The sequence below is a fragment of the Thalassomonas actiniarum genome, from assembly GCF_000948975.2.
Lineage (GTDB): Bacteria > Pseudomonadota > Gammaproteobacteria > Enterobacterales > Alteromonadaceae > Thalassomonas > Thalassomonas actiniarum.
This window is the reverse complement of the sequence record NZ_CP059735.1, coordinates 1,456,539-1,481,116: the sequence shown is the minus strand read 5'-3', so window position 1 is coordinate 1,481,116 and position 24,578 is coordinate 1,456,539. Positions and strand designations below refer to the sequence as shown.

The following is a 24,578-nucleotide window of genomic DNA, read 5'->3' as shown; positions in this document are numbered from 1 at the left end:
CAGGGAGTGTATTAGCGGGAATAGCTCAGAGTTACAAAAGCGCTGCGCCCTTCACGGCCAGGCAAGGTATTGATCGGATAAAAAACCGGGGTATCGTTGGGTTGGTAAACCTCTTCATCGAGGATATTTTTTAACTCTAAGGATAACTGTAAAGAAGAACCGCTGCCAAACGACATCAGCACTTTGCTCGCTTTTAAGGTTAGCCAGTCGAAACCATCGGCGGCAGGATTTACCAGTTCGCGGTTGGGGTCAAATAAAATCGAGTCATGATAATTTGAATAATGCAGGTTATATAAGCCCAAAGACCAGGTATCCCGGTTATAACCTACACCCAGCTTCCATGAATAGTTGGGGGAAAGGTTGGTATTTTTAACACCGTTTCCGTCTTTGTTTTTTTGCCATGCCCCGGAAAGTTCCAGATACCAGTTGTGATTAATTTCATACTTAAATTCCAGTTCAATTCCCCGGGAAGACATTCGTCCCTGGTTTTTATTTTCCAGGGGAAAGGCAGGATCCCCGGTTGGCACCAATAAGATCAGTTCCTTTTCTTCGCTATGGTAATAAGTCAGGGTAAACAACCTGCCAGCCTGCTGGTAAAATAACTGGGCTTCCTTGGTGGTAATAGTCTCAGATTCAAGGTCGGGTGCTCCCCTTTGTACCCCGGGTGTCTCAATAGAACGCTCTCCGGCAGTCGGCTGCCGGTATGCCTGACCGTATAACAGTTTCAACGCCCATTTTTCATCAAAGTCATAAATCAAACCAAACCTTGGCACAAAGTCCGATTTATTGCCGGCATCGCCGAGAAGACTAAGTGAAGTGACGTATTGGCCGCCAATACTATAGGAAAAAGCATGATTAAGTTGTTGCCGGAACTGAAAGTAGAGGCTGGCATAATCCTCACTGCTGTCGGGGATAGTCACGGCGTCAAAAATTTTACGTTTTTCATAGCTTAATCCCGATAAAAAGCTGCTACGGTCCGGCAACTCCGTAAATAAATTAAGCTCATATAAGCTGAGACTAAACGGCGATTTGATCCTGACAAACTCATCGGCAACACCGTCACTGCTCCACTCCATGGTTTTTTCTATATGGGTAATATGGCTTTCCAATCGCCAATCAGGGTTAAAGGCATGATGGTGGCTCAGGTTAAAAAATTGAGCCGGATGAACTTTTGACCAGGGAATATAATCTTCCTCAGGTGCATCCCAATAATTGCCAAACTTTTCTTGCCGGCTGTTGTAAAAATTGAAGGAGAAGTCTTTATACGCCAACTGCAAATACAAGGTTTTTTCTTCTTGAAAGGCTTTGCGCCGATATGTCTGCAACCTAACCGGGTCAAACATTTTTGCATCCCAGCCGCCGACATCATTGAACAAGAGACTAAAATCAAAGGAAAAATCATCCTGCCGGTAATGATAACTGCCATCGAGCAACTTGGTATCAAAACTGCCAAACGTCAGCTTTTGTTGTGCCTGCCAGCCTTCCCGGCTTGCTTTTTTAGTGATGATATTAAACACGCCCTGATAGGCATTACTGCCATAAAGTACGGATCCCGGCCCCCGGATATATTCAATCCGCTCGATAGCAGTAAGCGGCATAGATGTATATAAACTATGTGCGCCGCTCATATTGCCAAAAGGACGGCCGTCAATCAGGCCTAAATGCTGGGCAAGTGAAGTCCAGGGCTTGCTGCCCCGGGTGCCTATGCTGGTCAAGACACCAAAGTTGCTGTTAACGGCAACGAACCTTTCAAGGATCTCATATAAATTTTGCCCGCCAAACTGCTCGATTTGCTGCCTGGAGATAATCGACACGCTGGCATGGGCATCATGTAATGATTCTTCAAACTTGGAGGCCGTGGTCACCTTAACATCCATTAATTGCGCAAGTGATAGGGTATAAAGAGCTTTATTGTCTAAATCAGCGGCATTCAGCCGGCAAGCAAGACAGGAAAAATAGAAGATACCGGTAAAAACCAGCATGAAAATGGAGTTCTTTTTTCTCATCACTCGTCTGTAACACGCAAACTGACTTAAGCTAAAGCTAGCACAATTTAAGTCCTATGCCACAACCTTAATTTACACCAAAATATCAATAAGTTAAAAATCATTAATTAGGATGTTTTCATCCTAAAATGGTTTGCCCCGAACCCGGTATAAAAATATTTCCAATTAAGCCCCAAGCGCTGTCTCAGGATAAATAATGCACCACATACAAAAAAGCGGAATTTCTTCTATGGCACTGCTCGATCAAAAAAGGGCAGTAACACTCAATGAGGCAGTTCAATCTGCTTTTATCAATGCCTTTAAAGTACTGAGAAAATTTCTTGAAACTGGAATGAGTACCTCAGAATCTGCAAGCCGAACAAAATGGCGACGTGATTTTAATAATAGCTCCAGCATTCGATTACTATTGATAATGTAACTGCGGTGCAGCCGGTAAAACACCTCTTCTGGCAGTTGTTCACAAAACCAATCTAAAGTCATATCAGAGAGCACGGTTTCTGTATTATGTAACGCTCTACCAGCCTCAGTAAGATGAACACGCCGATAACGGCCAATACTTTCAATATAACTAATATGCTCATACTCAAGTAGCGTTTGTTGCTGATAATCACTCAGCACCAATCGACTTTTATCTGTACATAGCGACTGATGGCGTAACACGAATTCTTCTTGTTTCAGTATTTTACGAATGCACTTGGCAATTAATTCTGATCGAGCAGGCTTAACCAGGTAGTCTATTGCATGGGTGTCAAACGCTTGTAACGCATAATGCTCGTATGCTGTAAGAAAAACCAACTGATAATGTTGATTTTGAGTGGCTTTGGCTACATCAAAACCTGATACTTCCGGCATTTCAATGTCAAGAAATACAATATCAGGCTTGCTTGCTATGATCTGTTCAATCGCAGATTTACCGTCCGCAACCTCCGCCACAATTTTCAACTCGCTAAAGGTATCAATCACCTTTTTTAAGCTGTGTCTTGCAGCAGATTCGTCATCAACGATTATCACGCTTTTACAACTCATAATCTATCGCTGCCTGCTCACTGAGTTTCACTTCGGGAAAACGAATTTTCATACTTGCTCCTTCATTGCTTGACCTGAGTTCAGCAACGTAATCGAAAACAAAATGCAACTTTAATGTTTCTATCAAAATACGAAACCCTTCATTTGCTTGTATATCACTGTCGTCAAAAGGAGAGCCGGTATCTTGAATTTCCAATTCAAAATAACCATCATTCATATCAACATTTACACCAACGTGCCCACTTCGGGCAAATGGTGCAATCCCGTATTTAATGGCATTTTCCACTACAGGTAATAATATCAGCGAAGGAATAAGTTTATGGTTTAAGCTTACCGGGCAATCAATATCAAATGTCAGACGATCCTCAAATCTTCTTTGTTGTAACAACAGATAGAGTTCCACCAGTTGCAACTCCTCCTCTACTGTATTAAGTTGCTTCTTTGATAGCCTGACCGTGTCGCGCAATAAATCTGAAAGACAATAGATTAACTCCTCAGCCTTAACAGCATCACGTGTTATTTCAGTTGCGATCAAATTCAACGTATTGAACAAAAAATGGGGATTGGATTGCAGTTTTAACATTTGCAATTCACTTTGGCGAGCCTGTAGTTGCGAACGATAGTAATACTCTTGTTGTTGAAAAATATACATCACTGCCATGTAGATTAATGATTCAAGGAGCATGATGACATAAGGCAAAAATTTAAAGTTTATCCGACTACCTTCAGGCGATACATCGACTATCGGCGCCACGCCGGAAAACAATAGAAAAATGACAATAGGTGTGTATAACCAGTCACGCAACACTAAGCCTTTTTTGTAGCGTTTGCGAAGTAACACTTTAATCCCATTAGACAGAAAATAACCGACAAGGAAAATCCCCCACATTTTTATCAATGCTTGAAAAAAGATTTCGGGGGTTAGGAGTTTTTGCGATTGTAATACCAAACTAATAAGAATGATGTTTAACCAAGGCCAAACAGCAAGAAATATCCATGCCTGTATTTTATCCACATTACGGGAATTCAAAACTTTTAGCTTACGTTCAACTACCACAGATAATTCAGCCGGATAACAATACGAGATAGTAAATAATAAAGGAGCTAAAATTAATTAACAAACCTTCAAAAACACCTTTCATGCAGAGATTAACACCATTGAAACACAAGACGCTCACCTTTGTTGCTTCTGGTAGTGTTTTGGTGTCATGCCATATTGAGCTTTAAAACATGCACTAAAATAACTTTGAGAAGTAAAACCACAATCATACGCAGTTTGAGTTACTGTAACTCCAGAACATAACATTTGCGCACCTTGTCTAAGTCGGAATGCCCTCACATAATCTGAAAATGACTGTTCGAGTAAAGCCTTCATTTTTCTGTGAAATTGCCGCTCACTCATGGCTAATTGAGTGTAAGCCATACAGGCATTTAATTCTGTTTCCTGAAAATTCTGCTCTATAAAACACTTAAGTTCTTGAATAAAATTTCTATCTTTTTCAGCCCCCCCCGCAAATAAAGTCTCTTCTGAATTGGCAAGGGATACCGGTCGCGCTTTAGCACTTTTGCTCAGTAACTGTCTTATATTAAGCAGATTGGCGACTCTGAATAACAGTTCATCTGGTTTAAATGGCTTACAAATATATTCATCGACATCACATCGCCATGCTAATAAGCGACTGTTATCATCATTGCTAGACGTCAAGGCAATAATCGGAATATGTAAAGTGCTGGCATCCCCCCTTAAAACTCTGGCAAGTTCATACCCTGACCTATTAGGCATCATAATATCGCTAATGATTAAATCTGGGATCACTTCTATTGCTTGACTGATACCTGAGTCACCATCGTTTGCCAGTAAACAATGATAATGTGGAGATAATATTTGCTTTAAGTATTCTCTCATTTGAGGGTGATCTTCAACAATTAAAATAGTTTGCTTGTTCGCTTGTTCGTTTTTAACATCGACACTGTTCTGATGCATTACCATCTTGTTGGCTGTATTCGTGTCCTGTACCTTAATATCACCTTTTAGTACTGCTTTTTCTAACAATAGATAACCTTCATTTACTATAGAATTTTCAGCATCATCTTGATCACTATGTTGCTTTGATATTGGCAGAAATACCGTAAATCTCGTTCCTTCACCGACTTCACTTGAAACGCTTATCGAACCGCCATTTGTTTCGACCAGTTCTTTGACTAATGCTAAACCGATACCAGCTCCGGAAATTTGCTCGGTTTGACTGCTGCTTATTCTTACAAAGCGTTCAAAAATTCGGCTATGTTGCTCTTTGGCAATCCCCATTCCATTATCTTGAACTTCAAGCTGTAATTGCTCACCTCGTTTTAAACAACGAACGGTTATTCTTCCCCCATTTTGAGTGTATTTAATGGCATTGGTTAATAAATTGACGGTAATTTTTTCTGCACTATCCCTATCGATATCAACGAGCATTTCTGATCCAATGTCGCTAACCAGGGAAATCGACTTTTCCGTGCAAGCACTATCAATAGCCGCAATTGAATATGTTACAACTTTGCTAAAATTGACAGGAGCAACTTTGTCCTTGATTAAATGTTCAATTTTGGCCAAATCCAGTAGCTGGTCGACCATTCTCAACAGACGATTGGCATTTATTTGTGCCAAGGATAGTGATTGCTTTATTTCGCTATTTTTCGATGTCGTCAGAATTTGCTGGATAGGCCCTAATACCAAGGTTAAAGGCGTTCTAAATTCATGTGAAATATCAGCTAATAGCTGAGTTTTCTTTGCCAATAGCATTTCATTGACGTTGGCACGTTCGATCAAACACTTTCTTTGTTTTTTTTGCAGATAAAACAATAACAGCAAGGCAGCTATTGCCAGCAAAGTGGCGGCAAGCCAAAAATTTCGTTGCGCTTTGAATTTATCCACTTCACTTTGTTGTAATAACAAAGACTGCTCCAGCAAAGCAATTTCTTGATGATGGACTTTTCCGGCAACCTCCTGCACGGACGCTTGTAGTGAGCAAGGCAGTAAAGCGAACACTACAAGCATAGCAACCCTGGTTAAAATCATGGTCAACATTTTGATAAATTAAGAAAAGACGGTAATGAGTGTCTATTGCATTGAAGGCAGCAGTTGATAACTGTTGTCTAAATCGTCTTTTATTACGCTGGCAATGCCATTGACAGCCGATACTTCCAGCCTTTCGCTTAAGACTCGGCTACTAAACGTCCAGCCGGCAGGCAAATTAAGAGAATCACCCAAAGATTTTAGATCGTCAATTTGCAAGTCAGGGTCCGTAATGCGACTGAACGATTGCATGACGTAAACCTGTCCGTTTTCATCCGTTAATTCGTATACGCGCCTTCCGGCATAATAAACCCAGATATTATCTCTGGATACCAGCCCCGGAACATATTTCTCACTCTCCCCTTGTGATACACTTAAATCAGCTGTGGTCAACAGTCGCATATTGATATCACCAAACATTTTAAATTGAGGGGTTCCACCGTCTCCTACCAAATCACCATTTAGACTTTCGTCCATGATAAAAAACCTCGGCCCGTTTGGAATGGCGGTTAGCGCACCGTTATCAGCAGAAATCTGATCGAAGTCAAGAGCATCCCATTGGGATTGTGGGCAGAAACCAACCCCCGGCGTTCCCCAAACCTCTGCTATTACTTGTGTACCTTGAAGATAAGGCAGCAACACTTCACAGTAGCGGAAATTGAAATAAGTACCGCCTGCCACTAGAGGTTCTTCAACAGTGGTGGTTTGCATAAAGTCCAGCAAATGCAAGGCTAAATCTTCACCCACATCATCCTGGATAAAGTGTCCCGCATCAAAGCGCCGGTGATCGTTTCCTTGAGCACCAGGTACATGGCTGGTCCATTTTATCTGCATCTCCATACTTCCCAAACCTTGATCATGCTCTCCGGCATTGAACATAAAAGGATTGTGATAGGCACCAAGCGTCTGCCAAGCCAAGAGGTTTTGCATCTCAATACCCGTCATCATAGCAGGGAAGGAACGAATGGCTGCTTTATATTCGATATCAGGGTACGGTGCGTTGTAAGCGTCGACTTCTTCTTCAGATAAATCAATGGTGGTAAGTTGTTGCAGTACATCGCCAGCCTTTAGGTTGGGGGCAGTAGCGGCGTAATCTATCCACTGTTGAAATCCGACAATGTTGTCACTCGACTTTCCGTCAAAAAATTCTTCAACATTACCTAACGATTCGTCAATTTCAAAACTGGGGTAAGTATAGGGGTTATTTCCGGGAGGGTGCATAACCAAGTCACCATTTGCAACCGTCAACCTTGCAATCTTATCAGGCATATTACCCGCCACACGAAGGCCAATAACGCTCCCCCAGTCTTGTACAAACAAATTGATATCGGTTAATTGTAACTTATTAATGAAGGCTTTGGTCCATGCAACATGCCGTTCAAATTGATGGATGCTGACATCAACAGGCTTATCTGATTTACCCATGCCGATATGATCCGGTGCAATAACACGATAGCCTGCTTGAGCGAGGATAGGGATCATTTTACGATAGAGATAAGACCAACTGGGTTGACCATGCAACATCAGTACAACTTCACCGTCTTGTGGCCCCTCATCCACGTAGTGCATACGCAACCCTTCAATTTCAACGTAATGGGCGGCGAAGTCATAACCGCTTAACGAGTCAAAACAAGCATCAGGCGTAACAAGGTATTCGATACCTGCATCTGTTACTTGTGATTCATTACCAGATGCCAAACAGGCTTGACTTGTTGCTCCTAAAGCAGGCGCTTCTACGACAGGAGTTTCTTCGACGATAGCTTCGTCGTTATCTGAATTACAGGCCGTCAAAATACCACCGAACATACAGGTCATGATAAGACGGTGCATTGTAAGCTTTGTATTACCACGCCAGGTTATAGGTGAAAGAAGTTGAGATATCATGTCGTGTTTTCCTTTGTGTGTAATGGTCGCTTTCCATATAAAGCGAAGGACTTAAATAGATATCACAGTCATACATAGGCGCATAAGCCGGGAGTGTTTAGATGGTGTCAATTGCTGTTTGGATGGTGATTTCTGATAGTACACTGCAAACAATCAAGCAAATGATGCGTGCTAAAATATTTAAAACTATTAATAAAATGGCAGATTTTTAACTGTTTTTGGCAGAGGGTTAACGGTAAATATTTACCATCTGAGTATATTCACCAATTGTAATGAAAGTAGCACTTACTAGGAGTGAGTATGTTCAAACTAAAAAAACAATCTTTGTTTTTTGCCTTAGGCATAGGCGTACAAAGCTTTTCTTCTATAGCGTCAAATACACTAACGCTAGCGATAGATGAAAACACGGCAGCCCAAACGGTTATTGGTCAAATTACGGTCACTGACGGAGCAACCAGCAATACAGTACAAATCGATGTTGGTAAAAAAAATATTTCCAACTGGAGTACCCGAAAAGAAAATTACGAAACCGTTAATTTCAATTCAGCGTTCGCACAAACCCCGATCGTGTTTAGCCAATTGCAAAGTGATGGTCAATATCGTGCGCATTATACGCTCTATAACGATACTTCGACCTATAAATGGGGCTACCAATTATTAACCAGAACACGGCAACAAAACCCCACAACCACCGGATTCCAATCCATCATTGAAAGCAGTTTACAAATAAACAGTGCGATTGACGCTATCGACAATGTGACAGGCGGTGAAACCGTTGGCTGGATTGCTTTTGCCGAGGCAGCGCAAGGGATATGGCAAGACAGACCGTTTGAAGTCAATCAAACAGCAGAAATCATTACAGAGAATAAATCAACATTCAACTTTTCCGGTCCATTTTATCAGACACCCACATTATTCACTTCAGTAGCAACAAGCAATGATAGCAATCAGGTTGATGTTAGTGTAACGCACCTGAGCGACTTAAAAACCAAGCTGTTCATGGATGAATTGGATGATGGCGAACATGATGCAGAAGCCGTCAGTTTATTGATGCTACAAGGTAGCGGCACCTTGTATGATAGCAATGGCGCAACTATCGGTGAGTCCGGCATTATTGAATACAAAGACAATAGCCGTTCAAATGCGGCCACCATATCACTTTTAAACCATTACACCAATCCGGTTGTTTTTGTCCAGCCAGTGAAAACCAGCAATGAAATTACCGATGCGGCTTTCCGTTTTACCGATATCTCATCTGGCAGCTTTTCCGGTTACTTACATGCAGACAGTGAATCCACTCTCCCCTCACTCCACGGTACTTTAGACCTTCATTATTATGTCTTTGAAGCAGGCTCTTGGACCATTCCATTAGAAAATTACAGCTATGCCATATCCAGCGGTAACGACAGTGGCGCATTTGCTATCGATGCCGACAATGGAGAAATATCCGTTGCCAATAGTAGCCTGCTGGATTTTGAATCGGGCGTTCATCAATACGTTTTAACCGTGCAGACAACCGATGGCCAAGGTTTGGTTACAACCACAATCGTCACGGTAAATATCAAGGATATTACAGACTCCCTAAACAATGATGCGCAAACAATTAAAGGTTTAACGGCAAATGACTGGACAGGTTGGGCTGTAGCGCCTGCCGGTGATGTCAATGGCGACAGCTACGACGATATTATTATTGGTGCCCCGCAAGATGATACCAACGGCGGCAATGCCGGTCGGGCCTACGTGCTATTTGGCAACAATACCGGTGTGTTGGCTGAGCTTACAGATGCAGCACAGGGTATCAACGGCTTTGTTATCAATGGTGCCGGTGCCGGCGATAAAGCAGGATTTGCCGTCAATGGCGGCGTTGATATTAATGGTGATGGCCTTTCCGATTTGGTCGTTGGCGCCCCCTACTCTGATGGCAGTGAAACCGAAACAGGCACTGCTTATGTGGTATTCGGGAAAAAAGACACCAATGCGGTTGAGTTGGCCGATATTGCGCTCGATTCCGACGAAAGTGGCTTTGCCATTTACGGCAAGTATGCTCGTGATCAGGTCGGTGGCTCAATTGTACTGGGCGATGTTAACGGTGATGGTTTAGCCGATATCATTTTAGGGGAAATCCCCAGACCCAAAACCAAATCCGGTATATCTCAGAACAATATTAAAAACGCCAATGAAAGTATTGCTTATGTTGTCTACGGCAAGCGTGATGGCACTCAGGTTCAAGCTGCAGATATTATCAGTAATGATAATGATGCAGGTTTTGTCATTAGCCAAAGTGGCCGTACTAAAACTGATACATGGCAGTATGGTACGCAGGTTTTACCTGTTGGCGATTTTAATTCCGATGGTTTAACCGATTTTATTGTCAGCCAGAGTCAATTTAATAAACGCAACCCAACGTACAGTTCAGACAGTGACGGGGTAAATAAGTTAGTGTATGGCCGTATAGGAGGCAGTGCAGTCGACTATGATACCATCAGCGAAGACGGCAACGGTTTTGATATCATCCCTGAAACCGGCTCATATGGCTGGCGACTCACATCGTCCGTGTATTGGACAAACAGTGCGCCCGGATTTACCACCTCAGCCGTTGGCGATGTAAACGGTGATGGTATTGATGATATTGCCTTGGTTGCGCCAGATGATGGTTGCTGTTCGGATTGGGAACATCCGCGTGCTTATATCATTTTTGGTAATAGTGAAAATGTAGACATTAGTTTATCGGATATTGCCGCTGGCAATGGCGGCTTTGTTATTCATAATGATGCCTCTGGAGTCACTTTCGATGCAGGCGACCGTATTTTTGGTGCTATTGGCGGTGCTGGTGATTTAAATGGTGACGGTTATGATGACGTTATTATTGGTGACCAATACGCCGAAACCAAAAAAGGCCGTGTTTATACGGTATATGGCAAAAATGATACCTCGGCGATTTATTTAAGTGATGTCGTAAACTATCAAGGAGGCTTTTATAGTACGGGGAATGCGGACAATGGACTGGGACATTGGATCTCCAGTGCAGGCGATATCAATGGCGATAGCATTAAAGACATTCTTTTTGGTACGCCAGATGCTGACGCCAATGACCTCAATAAATCCGGCGCACTCTATGTGCTACTGGGTAATGGCGACGAAATTACCTTAAACGGCACGCAAGGTGCAGACAATATCACAGGTGCCCAAGGTGACAACATCGCTACGGGCGGTGGTGATGATATGATCACCAAAAATGGTGCACAAGTTGTTTACTCAGGCCCAGGCAACGATACCATTTTATTGGGCAATAGCGACTTTTTGAGAATCGACGGTGGTGGCGGCACCGATACCATCCAATTGACCGGCTCAGGTATTACCCTGAACTTGGCGACGGCTTCTGCAAAAGTGCGCAGTATTGAAGTCTTTGATATTGGTGGCACAGGTGCCAATATTCTGAGCTTGAACAAAAGCGTCAGCAGTAATTCACAAGTACTCATCAAGGGCGATAGCGATGACTTGGTTTATTCAAGCAATCAGCAATGGATGCTTACTGGTACAACCCAAGTTGTTGATGGTGTAACTTACCAGCTGTATAGCGTCGGCTCTGCGCAGTTATGGATACAAACTGGCATGGCAATCACTGTCAACAATCCGCCAACAATTGAAGCACAAACATTCTCTATCAGTGAATATAGCTTGGGCGGTTCTACCCTTGGTACGTTAACCGCTGTGGCAAATGATGTTGGCGATAGTGTGACATTTACCCTGGTTTCAGGCAATGAATCCGGCAAGTTTGCTCTAGACCCTGCCAGTGGCGAACTCTCTATTAGCGAGTCGGTTGCCCGTTTGGACTATGAAGAGGCTTCAAGCTATACACTCAATGTTCGCGTCACCGACCTTTACGGTGAATCTGATGAAGCGGTGATTTCTGTTAAAATCAATGATTTGGCGCAATTAAGCCATATCTTAACCATGGATGTCACAGCTGACTCAAGTATTTGGGGAGAAAACGTGGTGAGCGATATGTTGACATTGTCCATGGCTGAGACCGTTGATATCGGCACCACCTTTACTCAGGATTTAGGTAACATTAACATTGATACGTCGGGACTGTCGGGGGCTATCGGTGTTGGACTTATTGATCTGCAGCTATCCGGCACAGCTTCATTTTCTCCAACGTTAAGCCTCTCTGGTGGTTGGGTCAATGCCGATCTTCCCCTGACTCTGGAAGTCAGCTACCCGGATGAAGTTGAGGCCGGTAATACAGTTAAACTCTCCACCAATATGACATTGGATGAAGAAGCTAACTTTGTGGCTAATTCTCCTTCGTTCAATCTCGCTGCCACCCTCAGCATGAATGATGTTCATTTCAAAGTTGCATCCAGTTTGGTGGACAGCTGGAATGGTGAAACAACGATTGATGAAGGTAGCTACACCAAGGATGTTACGGCTGAATCGATTACTGTCGCCGGTGTCCGCTGTAAAGATGCAAATGACCTGGAACAGTGCTACACAGATGAAACGAACAGCGATATTGACTCACTGCGATTGGTTGCGAAAATTGAGCAAGATGAGTGGATAAATAAAGAAATCTACTGGGGGAAAAACTGGGAGGCCTGGTATGCAGGTGCAGGATTCCAATTAATGCAAGGTTCTCAAGAAAAGTGCAATGAAGGTTATTTCTATCCTGCCGGCGAAGACTTATTCTATCGATTGAACTTCACTACATTAGATACTTTTGTCAGTGCAATAGCCGATTTATATCAAGAATTTTCCATTGAGTTTAGCCCAATGGCAACATTGACCTTGGAAGACGGCACTGAGTATATTTTTGACCCAAGGGATAACTTGGAATTTACACCTGAACACAGCCACGATGTTAATGGCGACGGCATTATTAACGCGTCACTTTCTGTTGATGCAAACCCTGTGTTTAATAATGAAAGTACACTAAGTTCAAAAATACAGTTGCCATTTAAAGTAGTGGAAGTCTCTTATAATGTACAAGAAGCCATTTGTACCGCCAACCAAGTTATTCTGTATGGCAACCAAGGAACAATCTTTGAAAAAGGCTCTTTCGGACCATTCATCGACACAGAATTCAATTTGAACCTGGAAGACTTAACCTTGGGTGGTTTAATTAGCACGCCCCTAGAAGCACAGACCTACACCACCCAATTATCTTTTGATCTATGTAATGGTACCGGTGAAGCCTGTGGCTCCTATGTAGAGCCCCCCGCGAATACTGCGCCAACGGCAGCTAATGCCAGTATCGAAGGTACAGTAGAAGTAGGATATACCCTAACAGGCTCATATACTTATAGTGATAATGAAGATGACCAGGAAAACGGCAGCTCGTTGAGTTGGCAACTTGCCGATGATTCGGCCGGTTCAAATACAATGACAATATCGGGCGAAAATGCTGCTTCATATACCATAGTGACATCTGATGCTGGAAAACACCTTAGATTCTGTGTTGTGCCAAATGATGGAATTGATACCGGCACAACGGCCTGTTCAGATTGGGCATTGGTTGAACACACAGCACAGTTGGATACTGCAATTGCTGTTGGTTTTAATCAAGCCATTCGTTTTGATGGCGAAAATCAATACGCCAGGATCCCAATGAACGCCGGTTTTGATCCCTCGCAAACCTCATTTACCATTGAAACTTGGTTTAAGGCGGATGAAATTCGCAGTGAAAACATGCATCTGATTCAACAATCAAACAGTTCCGGCACTGGGCGAACCATCTTTGGCGTGACCACTTCTGGTAAAATTTATTGTTTCTTGGGCGGGTCTTCGAGCGAAACTATATCAACCGTTATTCCTAATACATGGAATCATGTTGCGGTAACCTTTGATATAGCGACATCAACGTTATCTTTATATTTAAACGGCAAGATGGAAGCGCAGAGCACTAATCCAATGGAAAAATCGCTTGGCGACCTAATTCTCGGTGCCCATAAGACTTTTAAAGAGTATTTCTTCGCCGGGGCCATGGACGAGACTCGTTTATGGAATATTGCCAAAACAGCAGATGAAATCAAACAGGGCATGGCACTTGGCGCATCAACATCTGACCGTAATTTGCAATTCTATTTTAATTTTGATGATTCGGATACGGCAAGCATCACTGACATGGCCGGCAACTATAATATGGACTTATACGGCTCACCAACTTCTGTTGCCAGTACAGACCGTTCATTATCATTTGATGGCAACGGTGATTATGTCGAAGTCACCAGTAACAGCACGATTGAATTTGATGATAGCTTTACGGTTGAAGCTTGGGTTTATGCCGATGCCAATAGCCTGAACGACTTTAGAAATATTGTCAGCAAAAAAGAAGGAACAGACGCTAACTTGGGTTGGTTATTACGTTTTAGCCAAAATAGCGGCATATTTAAGCCGACACTATTTTTGGCTGACGGTACCAACACGGTATTCGCGACAGGCGAAGTGGTTATGTCAACAGAACGTTGGTATCACATAGCCGGCGTGGTTGACCGCAGTAGTCAAACGGCCATGTTATACGTTGACGGTGAGTTGCTGGCGACTGAATCCATCTCGGGTCTGACAACATACAACTCGCCAATAAACTTAAGGCTGGGAACATGGAGTGTCAATATTTCCAATAGAGATTACTGGATGGGTGAGATGGATGATGTACGGCTATGGAAAGTCGCTCGCAGTCAAAGTGAAATACAGCAGTCTATGTACAGCAAGGTAACAGACAATGAAGCGAACTTGGTAGCAAATTATCAGTTTAACCAGATTGATAAAGCTCAAGACAGCACCACAAATGGCAATGACGGTCGTTTCTATGGCTCGGTTGCCCAAAGCAGCCGAGGCATTAAAGTCGCAACCTCAGTCGCTGATGGAAACACAATTACAGGCACATTACCGGGTAATACAAACTACAGCTACTCCTTGGTGGATGAGCCTGCTAAAGGCACGGTGAGCTTAACCAGTGGCAGCAATGAGTTTACCTACACGGCAAGTGACGGGGCTACAGGCACGGACAGTTTCAGTTATCAAGTATTCGATAGTACAGGTAACTACAGCTACACAGAGCGGGTAACCATTACCATTGAATAAACAACCTTAACTCGAGACAACAGAGGCGCAGAGCACCACTCTTTGCGCCTCTGACTGACCCAAGCTCCTTTGCTTTAAATGGCCTCACTTCAAGTATCAGCAATGTCTGGTTTTCCAGCGTAAAGTCAATTTTTAACTGTTCGGTTGGAAAGTGATGACCGCTTATTTCAATAAATAAAGTCTTAAAATGAACTTACAGTGAAAAATAAACACATGAGATTTAGTTAAAAAATGACTTTATGCTTCATTGATTTTTAATATATTTTTATCTTTTCCCAAAGAGAACATACGATGGACATTTCAGCCAAAACCACCCAAAATAAAAAAAGGGTAATAACATCAACCTGTTATTACCCTTTTCATTTTCTAACTTTCTAAAGTTAACTAAATTTAGTGATTCTCAGAAACCATATTGATGGTATATTTGGGAATTTCCACCACCAGATCTTCGTCGGCAACAACCGCCTGGCAGCCTAAACGGGATTCAGGCTCCAAACCCCAGGCCTTATCCAGTAAATCATCTTCGAGTTCATCGCTTTCTTCTAAAGAATCAAAACCTTCCCGGATAATCACATGACAGGTGGTACAGGCGCAGACCTTCTCACAGGCATGTTCAATGCCGATATCGTTTTCCAGGGCAACGTTTAATACGCTCTCACCCGTTTTTGCTTCCACCACGGCTCCGTCCGGGCATAATTCTTCATGTGGAAGAAAAATAATCTTAGGCATAATTTAAACCTCGTCTACCGAATGACCGGCTAATGCGGTGCGTATGGAAGCATCCATGCGGCGTTCTGCAAAAGTCGCGGTACTCTGATTTAATTTCTCAATTGCCGCTTCAATATCGGCAACATCTGTTTTTTGGCTGATTTCATGTAAATCTTTAATATTGGCATCGATCAGCTGGCGCTCTTCATCGCTCAGCAATTTGCCGTCTTCGAGCAAGGCCGACTGCACCGATTCTATCACCCGCTTGGCTTCAACCTGCTGCTCTTTGAGCATACGCGCCTCTATGTCTTCCTTGGCATGGCTCATGGAATCTTTGATCATATTGGCAATTTGGCTGTCGTCCAGACCAAATGAAGGTTTCACTTCAATGCTGGCCTCAACCCCGGTGGATTTTTCCATCGCCGAAACATGTAACAGGCCATCGGCATCAACCTTAAAGGTGACCCTGATATGGGCGGCGCCCGCGGTCATCGCCGGTATGCCCCTTAATTCGAAACGCGCCAGCGAACGACAGGCATCGACCAGTTCACGCTCCCCTTGTAAGACATGGATGGCCATCGCCGTTTGTCCGTCTTTAAAGGTGGTGAACTCCTGCGCTTTGGCCACCGGGATAGTGGTATTTCTCGGGATCACTTTTTCCACCAGGCCGCCCATGGTTTCAAGACCCAGCGACAAAGGAATAACATCAAGCAATAACATATCGCTGTCGGGTTTGTTGCCCGCCAATACGTCTGCCTGAATGGCTGCGCCCATGGCAACCACCTTATCGGGATCGATCGAGGTGAGCGGCGTACGCTGGAAATATTTTTCCACTTCGCTGCGCACCAAAGGCACCCGGGTAGAGCCGCCGACCATGACCACTTCATGAACCTCATCCACGCTGATACCGGCATCTTTTAAGCTGCGCTTACAAGCCCTTAAGGTTTTTGCCACCAAAGATGAAATAAGCTGTTCAAAAGTTGCTTTGCTCAGCTGGGTATTCCAGCTGTGCTCATCATCAAGTGACAGGCTGATTTCTACCGTATCCTGTGCGCTTAACTGCTCTTTGGCAAAACGCGCCTGTTGCGATAACTGGCGTTCCATGGAAGCAGACAGCGGACGTGCCAGTCCGGCTTCAGCAATAAGGTGATCAACCAGGCTAACATCAAAGTCATCACCGCCCAGGGCCGAATCCCCGCCGGTAGCCAGGACTTCAAATACCCCTTTGTTTAACCTTAAGATGGAAATATCAAAAGTACCGCCACCAAGGTCGTAAACCGCTATCACCCCTTCCTGCCCGCTATCAAGGCCGTAGGCCACGGCAGCAGCCGTTGGCTCGTTTAGCAGGCGCAAGACATTTAATCCGGCAAGCTTAGCCGCATCTTTAGTGCTTTGCCTTTGGGCATCGTCAAAATAGGCGGGAACTGTGATCACCACACCGGTTAACTCTCCCCCCAGGGCACTTTCTGCACGCTGCGACAAGGTTTTTAATATTTCTGACGACACCTGCACCGGGTTTACCGTGCCCTGGCGGGTCTGGATATCGGGATGGTTTTCATCACCGCTAAAGCTGTAAGGCAGGGACGGGTATTTTCCCCGGATATCCTGCAAAGAACGGCCGATCAGGCGCTTGGCCGAAACAATAGTATTTTCGGCATCGCTGACGGCAAAAGCTTCTGCTGCCTTGCCCGTCAGGATTTCCTGAGCCTGGTAGCTGACCACAGAGGGCAGGATATCATCGCCATTTGCATCGGCTAAAGTTTCGGTTAAACCGCTTTTGACGCTGGCAACTAAAGAGTTAGTTGTCCCCAAGTCAATGCCGGCAGCGAGTCGGTGCTCATGAGGTACTGTGCTCTGTCCGGGCTCAGCAATTTGTAATAAGGCCATGGTTGGAACGATTTCCTTTATAAGAAAAAGAAAAGTTTAATCTTCAAATATCTGCTCTTCGAGACGTTCGAGCTCAAGATGAAGTTTCTGATAAAATTTTAATTTGCGCAGATTATCACAGGCGAGTGTATCAGACTCGCTATTATCTTGTGCCAGCTGCTGTGTTAACTGGTCAAATAACTGCTGATATTGGCTATTAAGCGTCTGCTCGGCCTCGCTATAGGCACTTTCGGGATCATCGGAGAATTTCACCTCGGCGATCAGTTCCCTCAGTTCCATTTGTTGCATTAAAAAGCCGGTATCGCGAAATGAACTCTGCTCCGAAGGCATTTCGGTGCCGCGTATTTTCAGCAGATATTCAGCGCGTTGCAGGGGATTTTTTAAGATCTGATAGGCATCATTGATCATGGCTGATTTTTGTACCGCCATGGCCTGCTCCTGAGTGGAAGCATGGGCAAAACGATCCGGGTGAACCGACTTTTGTAATGCCTGATATAATTCGCTGAGTTTAAGCGTGTCGACCTCAAAACCGCTATCCAGGCCAAAAAGCTGAAAGTAATTCAAAACAACCCCGTGAATTGATATAAAAACGGCTTAAAGCCGCCTTTATATAACAAATATAAAACAAAGCTGCGCCGCCTCAACAAGACAGCACAGCTGGCAGAACCTGGTATTAGCTAAACATTAAAGCTTTCACCGCAACCACATTCGCCTTTGGCATTAGGGTTGGTGAATTTAAAGCCTTCATTTAAGCCTTCTTTAACAAAATCCAGCTCAATACCGTCAAGATAAACCAGACTTTTGCCGTCGATAATGACATTGACATCATCTATGGTAAACATCTGATCATCTTCATTAAGATCATCTACAAATTCGAGCACATACGCCAGGCCTGAACAGCCGGTGGTTTTAATGCCCAAACGCAGACCCAGGCCTTTGCCCCGGTTTGCCAGAAAGCTTTTTACCCTTTCGGACGCCGCAGGCGTCATGGTAACTGACATGGTTTCCGCCTTATTCGCCGTGCTTGCTACGATAGTCTTCAAGTGCCGCTTTGATCGCATCTTCCGCCAGGATAGAGCAATGAATTTTTACCGGAGGCAAGGCTAACTCTTCGGCGATGGCGGTATTTTTAATTTCCGCTGCTTCATCAACAGATTTACCTTTTACCCATTCGGTAACCAAAGAGCTCGAGGCGATGGCAGAGCCACAACCGTAAGTTTTAAACTTGGCATCTTCGATAATGCCACTGTCAGATATTTTTAACTGTAATTTCATCACGTCACCACAAGCAGGTGCACCCACCATACCGGTAGCTACCTGAGGATCGCTCTTATCCATCGAACCTACGTTGCGTGGATTTTCATAATGATCAATTACTTTTTCGCTATAAGCCATAATATTTCTCCTGAGTACTCTAGTGAGCCGCCCATTCAATAGAATCTAAATCAATACCGTCTTTGAACATTTCCCAAAGCGGTGACATATCACGCAGGTGGCCAATCGATTTTTGAATCAACTCGATGGCATAATCGACTTCTTCTTCCGTGGTGAAACGGCCAAAACTAAAGCGAATAGAGCTATGCGCCATTTCATCGTTTAAGCCCAGTGCACGTAACACATAAGAAGGCTCTAAACTGGCCGAGGTACAAGCTGAGCCTGAAGAAACCGCTAAATCTTTTAACGCCATAATTAATGACTCACCTTCAACAAAGTTGAAGCTGACATTTAAATTACCAGTATAACGTTTGTCGGGGTCACCGTTAATAAAGACCTGCTCCATAGAGCTGATGCCTTTCCATAAACGGTCGCGCATCGCAGTCACATGGGCAAGGTCTTGCTCCATTTCTTCCTTGGCAATTCTGAACGCTTCACCCATGCCGACAATCTGATGGGTTGGCAAGGTACCTGAACGCATACCGCGCTCGTGTCCGCCGCCGTGCATTTGCGCTTCTAAACGGATGCGGGGTTTACGGCGAACATATAAGGCGCCCATACCTTTAGGACCATAAATTTTATGGGCTGAAAAGGACATTAAATCCACTTTCAGGTGCTGCAGATCAATCGGCAGTTTACCGGCACTTTGCGCGGCATCGACATGAAACACGATTTTACGGGCACGGCACATTTCACCGATTTCACCGATATCCTGGATCACGCCGATTTCATTGTTGACATGCATGATGCTCACTAAAACCGTGTCATCACGCATAGCTTCACTGAGTTTGTTTAAATCAATTAAGCCATTGCTTTCAGGGTCAATGTAAGTCACTTCAAATCCCTGACGCTCTAATTCACGACAGGTGTCCAACACGGCTTTATGCTCGGTTTTACAGGTAATAATATGCTTACCTTTTTTACCGTAGAAGTTAGCCGCCCCTTTAATCGCCAGGTTATTGGATTCGGTTGCCCCGGAAGTAAAAACAATTTCACGCGGATCGGCATTAATTAAATCAGCAACCTGATTGCGGGCAATATCTACCGCTTCTTCCGCCTGCCAGCCAAACTTATGCGACCGTGACGCCGGATTACCATAAATCCCGTCTGTGGTCAGATATTGCATCATTTTTTCTGCAACACGCTTATCTACCGGAGTAGTGGCTGAGTAATCAAAATAAATAGGAAGCTTCATGGGCTAACGTACTCCAACTTTTAATAGGCACCCTGGCTATTGCCAGTCGTGAATAATATTTCTGGTTGTGATCAATGTTTCTAACGAAGAGTTAGCAGCAGTTTTTTTATGCTCACTGTCTTGTCGTTTTGACACTGATTTCACATCTCTTTGTTCGATAAGTTCGGCTAAAGAAATGCTTTGTAAAAAATCTTCTATGCGCTGACTCAAGTCAGCCCATAAACTATGGGTTAAACACTGGCTGCCGCCCTGGCAATTTCCCTGTCCCAAACATTTAGTGGCATCAACACTTTCATCCACAGCACTGATAATGTGCGCTACGGCAATTTGCGCCGAACATTTTCCCAGACGGTATCCGCCGCCGGGACCTCTTACGCTGGTGACTAAACCACTTTTACGTAAGCGGGAGAATAATTGCTCCAGATACGACAGGGAAATCCCTTGCCGCTCGGAAATATCAGCTAAAGGCACCGGACCTGAAACCGCATGAATAGCCACGTCAAGCATTGCTGTTACGGCATAACGCCCTTTTGAAGTCAGTTTCATTGTCTGCCCTTTAATACTGCTTTTATTAAGGCTAAGGATAAATAGCCGCGCAATTTTACATAACCCAGTAAATTAGTCAAATAAATACCTGACTCTTTTACTCAAGTATTTTACATGAGGCCAGCTAAGTGTCAAACAATACCTGAGTAAAACACTCAGGTATTATAGAAAAGAATAACAGCAATTTCAGTTAAATCCCGGGATCAAATGACTCTACCGCCTGTTCACGACGCTTGGCGGCGGCTTTCTCGTCTTCATCGAACTCGCCGACCCTAAGTTCAGGCAGGGCTTCGCCGCAAACATTACCGCCCAAGTCATTGACCTCTTTACATAAAGAAATAACTTTATTGTCCATCAGGTGCATATGATCAAGCATTCTGCCTATGGCCTTTGCCACCGGATCCGGGTTATTGGTTGATACCGCATAAGCATCAAAACCATATTTTTTCGCTACTTCGGCGCGTTTTTCTTCACTGGGATCGGCGCTGCCATTGGTATCTTTAACCACCCGCCCCGGTATACCGACCACAGTCGCCCCTTCCGGGACATCTTTAACCACCACGGCATTTGAGCCGATACGGGCATTTTCACCGATATTCAGCGGCCCCAGTACCTTGGCACCGGCGCCGATAACCACATTATTACCTAAGGTCGGATGACGTTTACCCGCTTTCCAGCTGGTGCCCCCTAAGGTCACGCCGTGGTACAGGGTGCAGTCGTCGCCAATTTCAGCGGTTTCACCAATGACTATGCCCATACCGTGATCAATAAAAAATCGTCTTCCCAGGGTCGCTCCCGGGTGTATTTCCACCCCGGTTAACCAGCGGACAAAGGTAGAAATACTTCTGCCGAGCCATTTGAAATTTTTCCGCCAGAAAAATTTTGCCAAACGGTGCCCCCAGATAGCATGCATGCCCGGGTAATTGGTCAGTACCTCAAAGACGGTACGCGCTGCAGGATCACGATCAAAGACACTATTAATATCTTCTTTGATACGGCTAAACATAATAATTCCTTACTTACTTGTTCTCTTTGGCGGCACGTTCAACCGATGCCAACATGCCCCGTAACATTTTCACTTCTTTCATATCCGGACGCGCCCGGTTAAATAAGCGGCGTAACTTGGTCATCACCAGTCCCGGATGGCTAGGTACAATAAAGCCCGTTGCCGTCAGTGCCTGTTCAAAGTGTTGGTATAACCGTTCGGTTTCTTCCACCACAGGGTAAACTTCATCATCTTCGCTGTTAGCACCGGCGTAAGCTTGCTGCTCTTGCGCCAGAAAACTCATGCGCACCTCATAACTTAACGTTTGTACCGCCATCGCCAGGTTCAACGAGCTATACTCAGGATTTGCAGGAATCTGTACGTGGAAATGACACAATTGCAATTCATCATTGGTTAAACCGCTGCTCTCGCGGCCAAAAACCAGGGCCACCGGATATTCGCTTGCTTCATTGATAAGCTTTTCACCACAACCACGCGGATCCAGCATCGGCCAGGGCAAAGTACGTGAACGGGCACTGGTACCAACGACCAGACCGCAATCATTGATGGCTTCTTCCAATGTATTGACAACTTTTGCATTGGCCAAGACATCGGTAGCCCCAGCCGCCAGCGCCTGGGCCTGGCCATTGGGCATTTCCAGCGGATCTACCAGGATCAATTGCGATAATCCCATGGTTTTCATTGCCCGGGCGGCGGAGCCGATATTCCGGCAATCGGATGTATTAACTAAAACAATGCGGACTTTATCTAATAAAGAAGCTGGTAAGGAAGTTTCTTGGGTACCTGACATGATTGCTATTCTGGACGTCTAACTAAAAAAATGGCGGTAATTCTACCATAAAAGTTCCCGGTAATGCTGTTAAAAAAACACATCTTTGCATCATTTAGGCTATGGTTATTCAATCTTTAATAGTTTAATTCTTTATAAGCAGGCAATACCTGAAAATATTTGGCCGTTATTTCTCTTATATTCAGGGAGCTAACTTATACCGGCGGACAATAGCAACAAGAGAAATAAGCTAAAACCGGCAAATAACTCGATCTGTCGCTGTATCTTTGTTATACTGCGCGCCGCTTGATTTTCTGTGATGGTTTTCAAGCACGTTCTTTTACAAAATTAGGGTAGTCAAAATATGCATCCAATGCTTAATATTGCTGTGCGCGCTTCACGTGCCGCTGGCAAGGTAATTTCTCGTGCGTTTGAACAACACGATAAAGTTGAAGTCGAATTAAAAGGCACAAACGATGTAGTAACAAATGTTGATGTTGCTGCAGAACAGGCGATCATCGAGACAATTCGCAAGTCTTATCCGAAACACACTATTATCAGTGAAGAAGCTGGCGTGTTAAAAGGTGAAGATGATGACTACCAGTGGATCATCGACCCGCTTGATGGTACCACCAACTTTGTAAAAGGCATTCCTCATTTTGCCGTATCTATTGCCTTAAAAGTAAAAGGTAAGCTGGATCAGGCGGTTGTTTTTGACCCTATCCGCGGCGATTTATTTACTGCCAGCCGTGGTAAAGGCGCCCAGTTAAACGGTTTCCGTATCCGGGTTAAACAGCCGAAAGAATTAACCGGTGCGATTTTAGCCACAGGTTTCCCGTTCAAGAAAAAACAACATATCGATGCTTACTTTAATATCGTTAAAACCTTATTCGTGAAAACCTCGGATATGCGCCGCGCAGGCTCAGCCGCATTAGATTTGGCTTATGTTGCTTCCGGCCGGGTGGACGGTTTCTTTGAGATCGGTTTAAAACCTTGGGATACCGCAGCGGGTGAATTACTGGTGATTGAAGCCGGCGGCATGGTTTCCGACTTTACCGGTGGCCACAACCATGTGCAGTCAGGCAATATCGTTGCCAGCAGCACCCGGTTATTAAAAGAAATTTTAAAAGATATCAGACCTCACCTTGGAGAAAGCTTAAGCAAATAAGTTTAACTGATATAATGTCGCGGTTAGCTGCTTAACCGCGACAACTCCTCTTTTACACTTCGGTGTTACACTCTCTTATAACAGCTCCTTACAACAATACCTTATAAAACAATCCGCGCCGCCACCAGTAAAAAGGCAACCCCGGTAATTTTCTCAACAACATTGACATTATTTTTCAGCTTAGTCAGCAGCGTCGACTGTGACAGGATCAAGGCAATAAGTACATACCACAGGCCGTCTATGCCGCCGACGGTTGCCACCATAATGCTCTTCTGCACCAGATTGGCATTAACATCGATAAACTGGCTGAATAAAGCAAGAAAAAATATTGCCAGCTTAGGGTTTAAAAAGGCGATCATAAAACCTTCATTGGCGCTTTGCATTTTTGTCACCCGGGTTTGCTGGTAATCAAGCTTGGCGGATGAAGAGTTAGCCGTTAACGCTTTAATTGCCTGCCAGACCAGGTAAGCGGCGCCGGCATAACGGATCAATTCAAATAACCAGGGGGTCTGTTTGATAATGAGCGCCAGCCCCATCACAGTAAATACCGCATATAAGGCCACCCCGACACCATGAGCCACTGCCGTGATCATGCCGTTTACCCGGCCACCGGATACGGTATGCTTTAATACCATCGCCAGGCTAGGCCCGGGAGACATGGCCCCCATTAAACAAATTGCGGCTAAAGAAAGCCAGGCAGTAAATTCCATTAAAATCCCCTTGTTGATGCTGTTGGCGGCGTATAAGTGTTACACCTGATAATTAATCACTAGTGTAATCCGCCCTAGCCATGAAATAAAATCAAAGT

At 44.3% G+C, this 24,578-nt stretch carries 17 protein-coding genes; 2 read left to right on the top strand and 15 right to left on the bottom strand.

Annotation, left to right across the window (positions count from 1 at the left end):
* Positions 1-11 precede the first annotated feature (11 nt).
* The 5 genes from SG35_RS06570 to SG35_RS06550 form a co-directional block, all read right to left on the bottom strand.
* Positions 12-2,006 carry a TonB-dependent receptor plug domain-containing protein gene (locus SG35_RS06570; protein ID WP_084692950.1) on the bottom strand — a complete coding sequence of 665 codons (1,995 nt, stop codon included), beginning with the start codon at positions 2,004-2,006 and terminating at the stop codon, positions 12-14.
* 276 nt (positions 2,007-2,282) lie between these two features.
* Positions 2,283-3,032, bottom strand: a complete 750-nt coding sequence (locus tag SG35_RS06565; RefSeq protein ID WP_053043364.1) for a LytR/AlgR family response regulator transcription factor — start codon at positions 3,030-3,032, stop codon at positions 2,283-2,285.
* On the bottom strand, positions 3,022-4,089 hold the full coding sequence (locus SG35_RS06560; protein WP_044835376.1) for a sensor histidine kinase: 1,068 nt from the start codon (positions 4,087-4,089) through the stop codon (positions 3,022-3,024). The genes SG35_RS06565 and SG35_RS06560 overlap by 11 nt, the downstream gene beginning before the upstream one ends.
* Positions 4,090-4,206: 117 nt before the next feature.
* Positions 4,207-6,102, bottom strand: coding sequence for a hybrid sensor histidine kinase/response regulator transcription factor (locus SG35_RS06555; RefSeq protein ID WP_084692949.1), 1,896 nt, complete (start codon positions 6,100-6,102; stop codon positions 4,207-4,209).
* Between the two features lie 33 nt (positions 6,103-6,135).
* Complete coding sequence (locus SG35_RS06550; protein ID WP_053043363.1) at positions 6,136-7,974, bottom strand: haloalkane dehalogenase; 1,839 nt, start codon at positions 7,972-7,974, stop codon at positions 6,136-6,138.
* Positions 7,975-8,274: 300 nt separating this feature from the next.
* Between SG35_RS06550 and SG35_RS06545 the strand changes: the two genes are divergently transcribed.
* Positions 8,275-15,057 carry a LamG-like jellyroll fold domain-containing protein gene (locus SG35_RS06545; RefSeq protein WP_044835374.1) on the top strand — a complete coding sequence of 2,261 codons (6,783 nt, stop codon included), beginning with the start codon at positions 8,275-8,277 and terminating at the stop codon, positions 15,055-15,057.
* A gap of 390 nt (positions 15,058-15,447) precedes the next feature.
* Here the strand turns inward: SG35_RS06545 and fdx are convergent, their stop codons facing one another.
* From fdx to trmJ, 9 genes are all read right to left on the bottom strand, one after another.
* Positions 15,448-15,786, bottom strand: coding sequence for an ISC system 2Fe-2S type ferredoxin (fdx, locus tag SG35_RS06540; RefSeq protein ID WP_044835373.1), 339 nt, complete (start codon positions 15,784-15,786; stop codon positions 15,448-15,450).
* Between the two features lie 3 nt (positions 15,787-15,789).
* Positions 15,790-17,652 (bottom strand): Fe-S protein assembly chaperone HscA, encoded by a 1,863-nt coding sequence (hscA, locus tag SG35_RS06535; protein ID WP_044835372.1) that lies wholly within the window; start codon positions 17,650-17,652, stop codon positions 15,790-15,792.
* A 36-nt stretch (positions 17,653-17,688) separates the two neighbouring features.
* Positions 17,689-18,216 carry a co-chaperone HscB gene (hscB, locus tag SG35_RS06530; RefSeq protein WP_044835371.1) on the bottom strand — a complete coding sequence of 176 codons (528 nt, stop codon included), beginning with the start codon at positions 18,214-18,216 and terminating at the stop codon, positions 17,689-17,691.
* A gap of 113 nt (positions 18,217-18,329) precedes the next feature.
* Positions 18,330-18,653, bottom strand: coding sequence for an iron-sulfur cluster assembly protein IscA (gene iscA / locus SG35_RS06525; protein ID WP_044835370.1), 324 nt, complete (start codon positions 18,651-18,653; stop codon positions 18,330-18,332).
* A gap of 10 nt (positions 18,654-18,663) precedes the next feature.
* A complete protein-coding gene (iscU, locus tag SG35_RS06520; protein ID WP_044835369.1) occupies positions 18,664-19,047 on the bottom strand; it encodes a Fe-S cluster assembly scaffold IscU in 384 nt (127 codons plus the stop codon).
* A gap of 19 nt (positions 19,048-19,066) precedes the next feature.
* Entirely contained in the window at positions 19,067-20,281 is a 1,215-nt protein-coding gene (locus SG35_RS06515; RefSeq protein WP_044835368.1) for an IscS subfamily cysteine desulfurase, read from the bottom strand.
* A gap of 36 nt (positions 20,282-20,317) precedes the next feature.
* Positions 20,318-20,827 carry a Fe-S cluster assembly transcriptional regulator IscR gene (gene iscR / locus SG35_RS06510; protein ID WP_044835367.1) on the bottom strand — a complete coding sequence of 170 codons (510 nt, stop codon included), beginning with the start codon at positions 20,825-20,827 and terminating at the stop codon, positions 20,318-20,320.
* A 190-nt stretch (positions 20,828-21,017) separates the two neighbouring features.
* Complete coding sequence (gene cysE / locus SG35_RS06505; protein WP_044835366.1) at positions 21,018-21,833, bottom strand: serine O-acetyltransferase; 816 nt, start codon at positions 21,831-21,833, stop codon at positions 21,018-21,020.
* A gap of 13 nt (positions 21,834-21,846) precedes the next feature.
* Complete coding sequence (gene trmJ / locus SG35_RS06500; RefSeq protein WP_044835365.1) at positions 21,847-22,623, bottom strand: tRNA (cytosine(32)/uridine(32)-2'-O)-methyltransferase TrmJ; 777 nt, start codon at positions 22,621-22,623, stop codon at positions 21,847-21,849.
* Positions 22,624-22,966: 343 nt separating this feature from the next.
* Between trmJ and suhB the strand changes: the two genes are divergently transcribed.
* A complete protein-coding gene (suhB, locus tag SG35_RS06495; protein ID WP_044835364.1) occupies positions 22,967-23,770 on the top strand; it encodes an inositol-1-monophosphatase in 804 nt (267 codons plus the stop codon).
* Between the two features lie 101 nt (positions 23,771-23,871).
* On the opposite strand, the gene SG35_RS06490 is transcribed toward suhB, so the two are convergent.
* Positions 23,872-24,480 carry a LysE family translocator gene (locus SG35_RS06490; RefSeq protein WP_044835363.1) on the bottom strand — a complete coding sequence of 203 codons (609 nt, stop codon included), beginning with the start codon at positions 24,478-24,480 and terminating at the stop codon, positions 23,872-23,874.
* Positions 24,481-24,578: the final 98 nt, after the last annotated feature.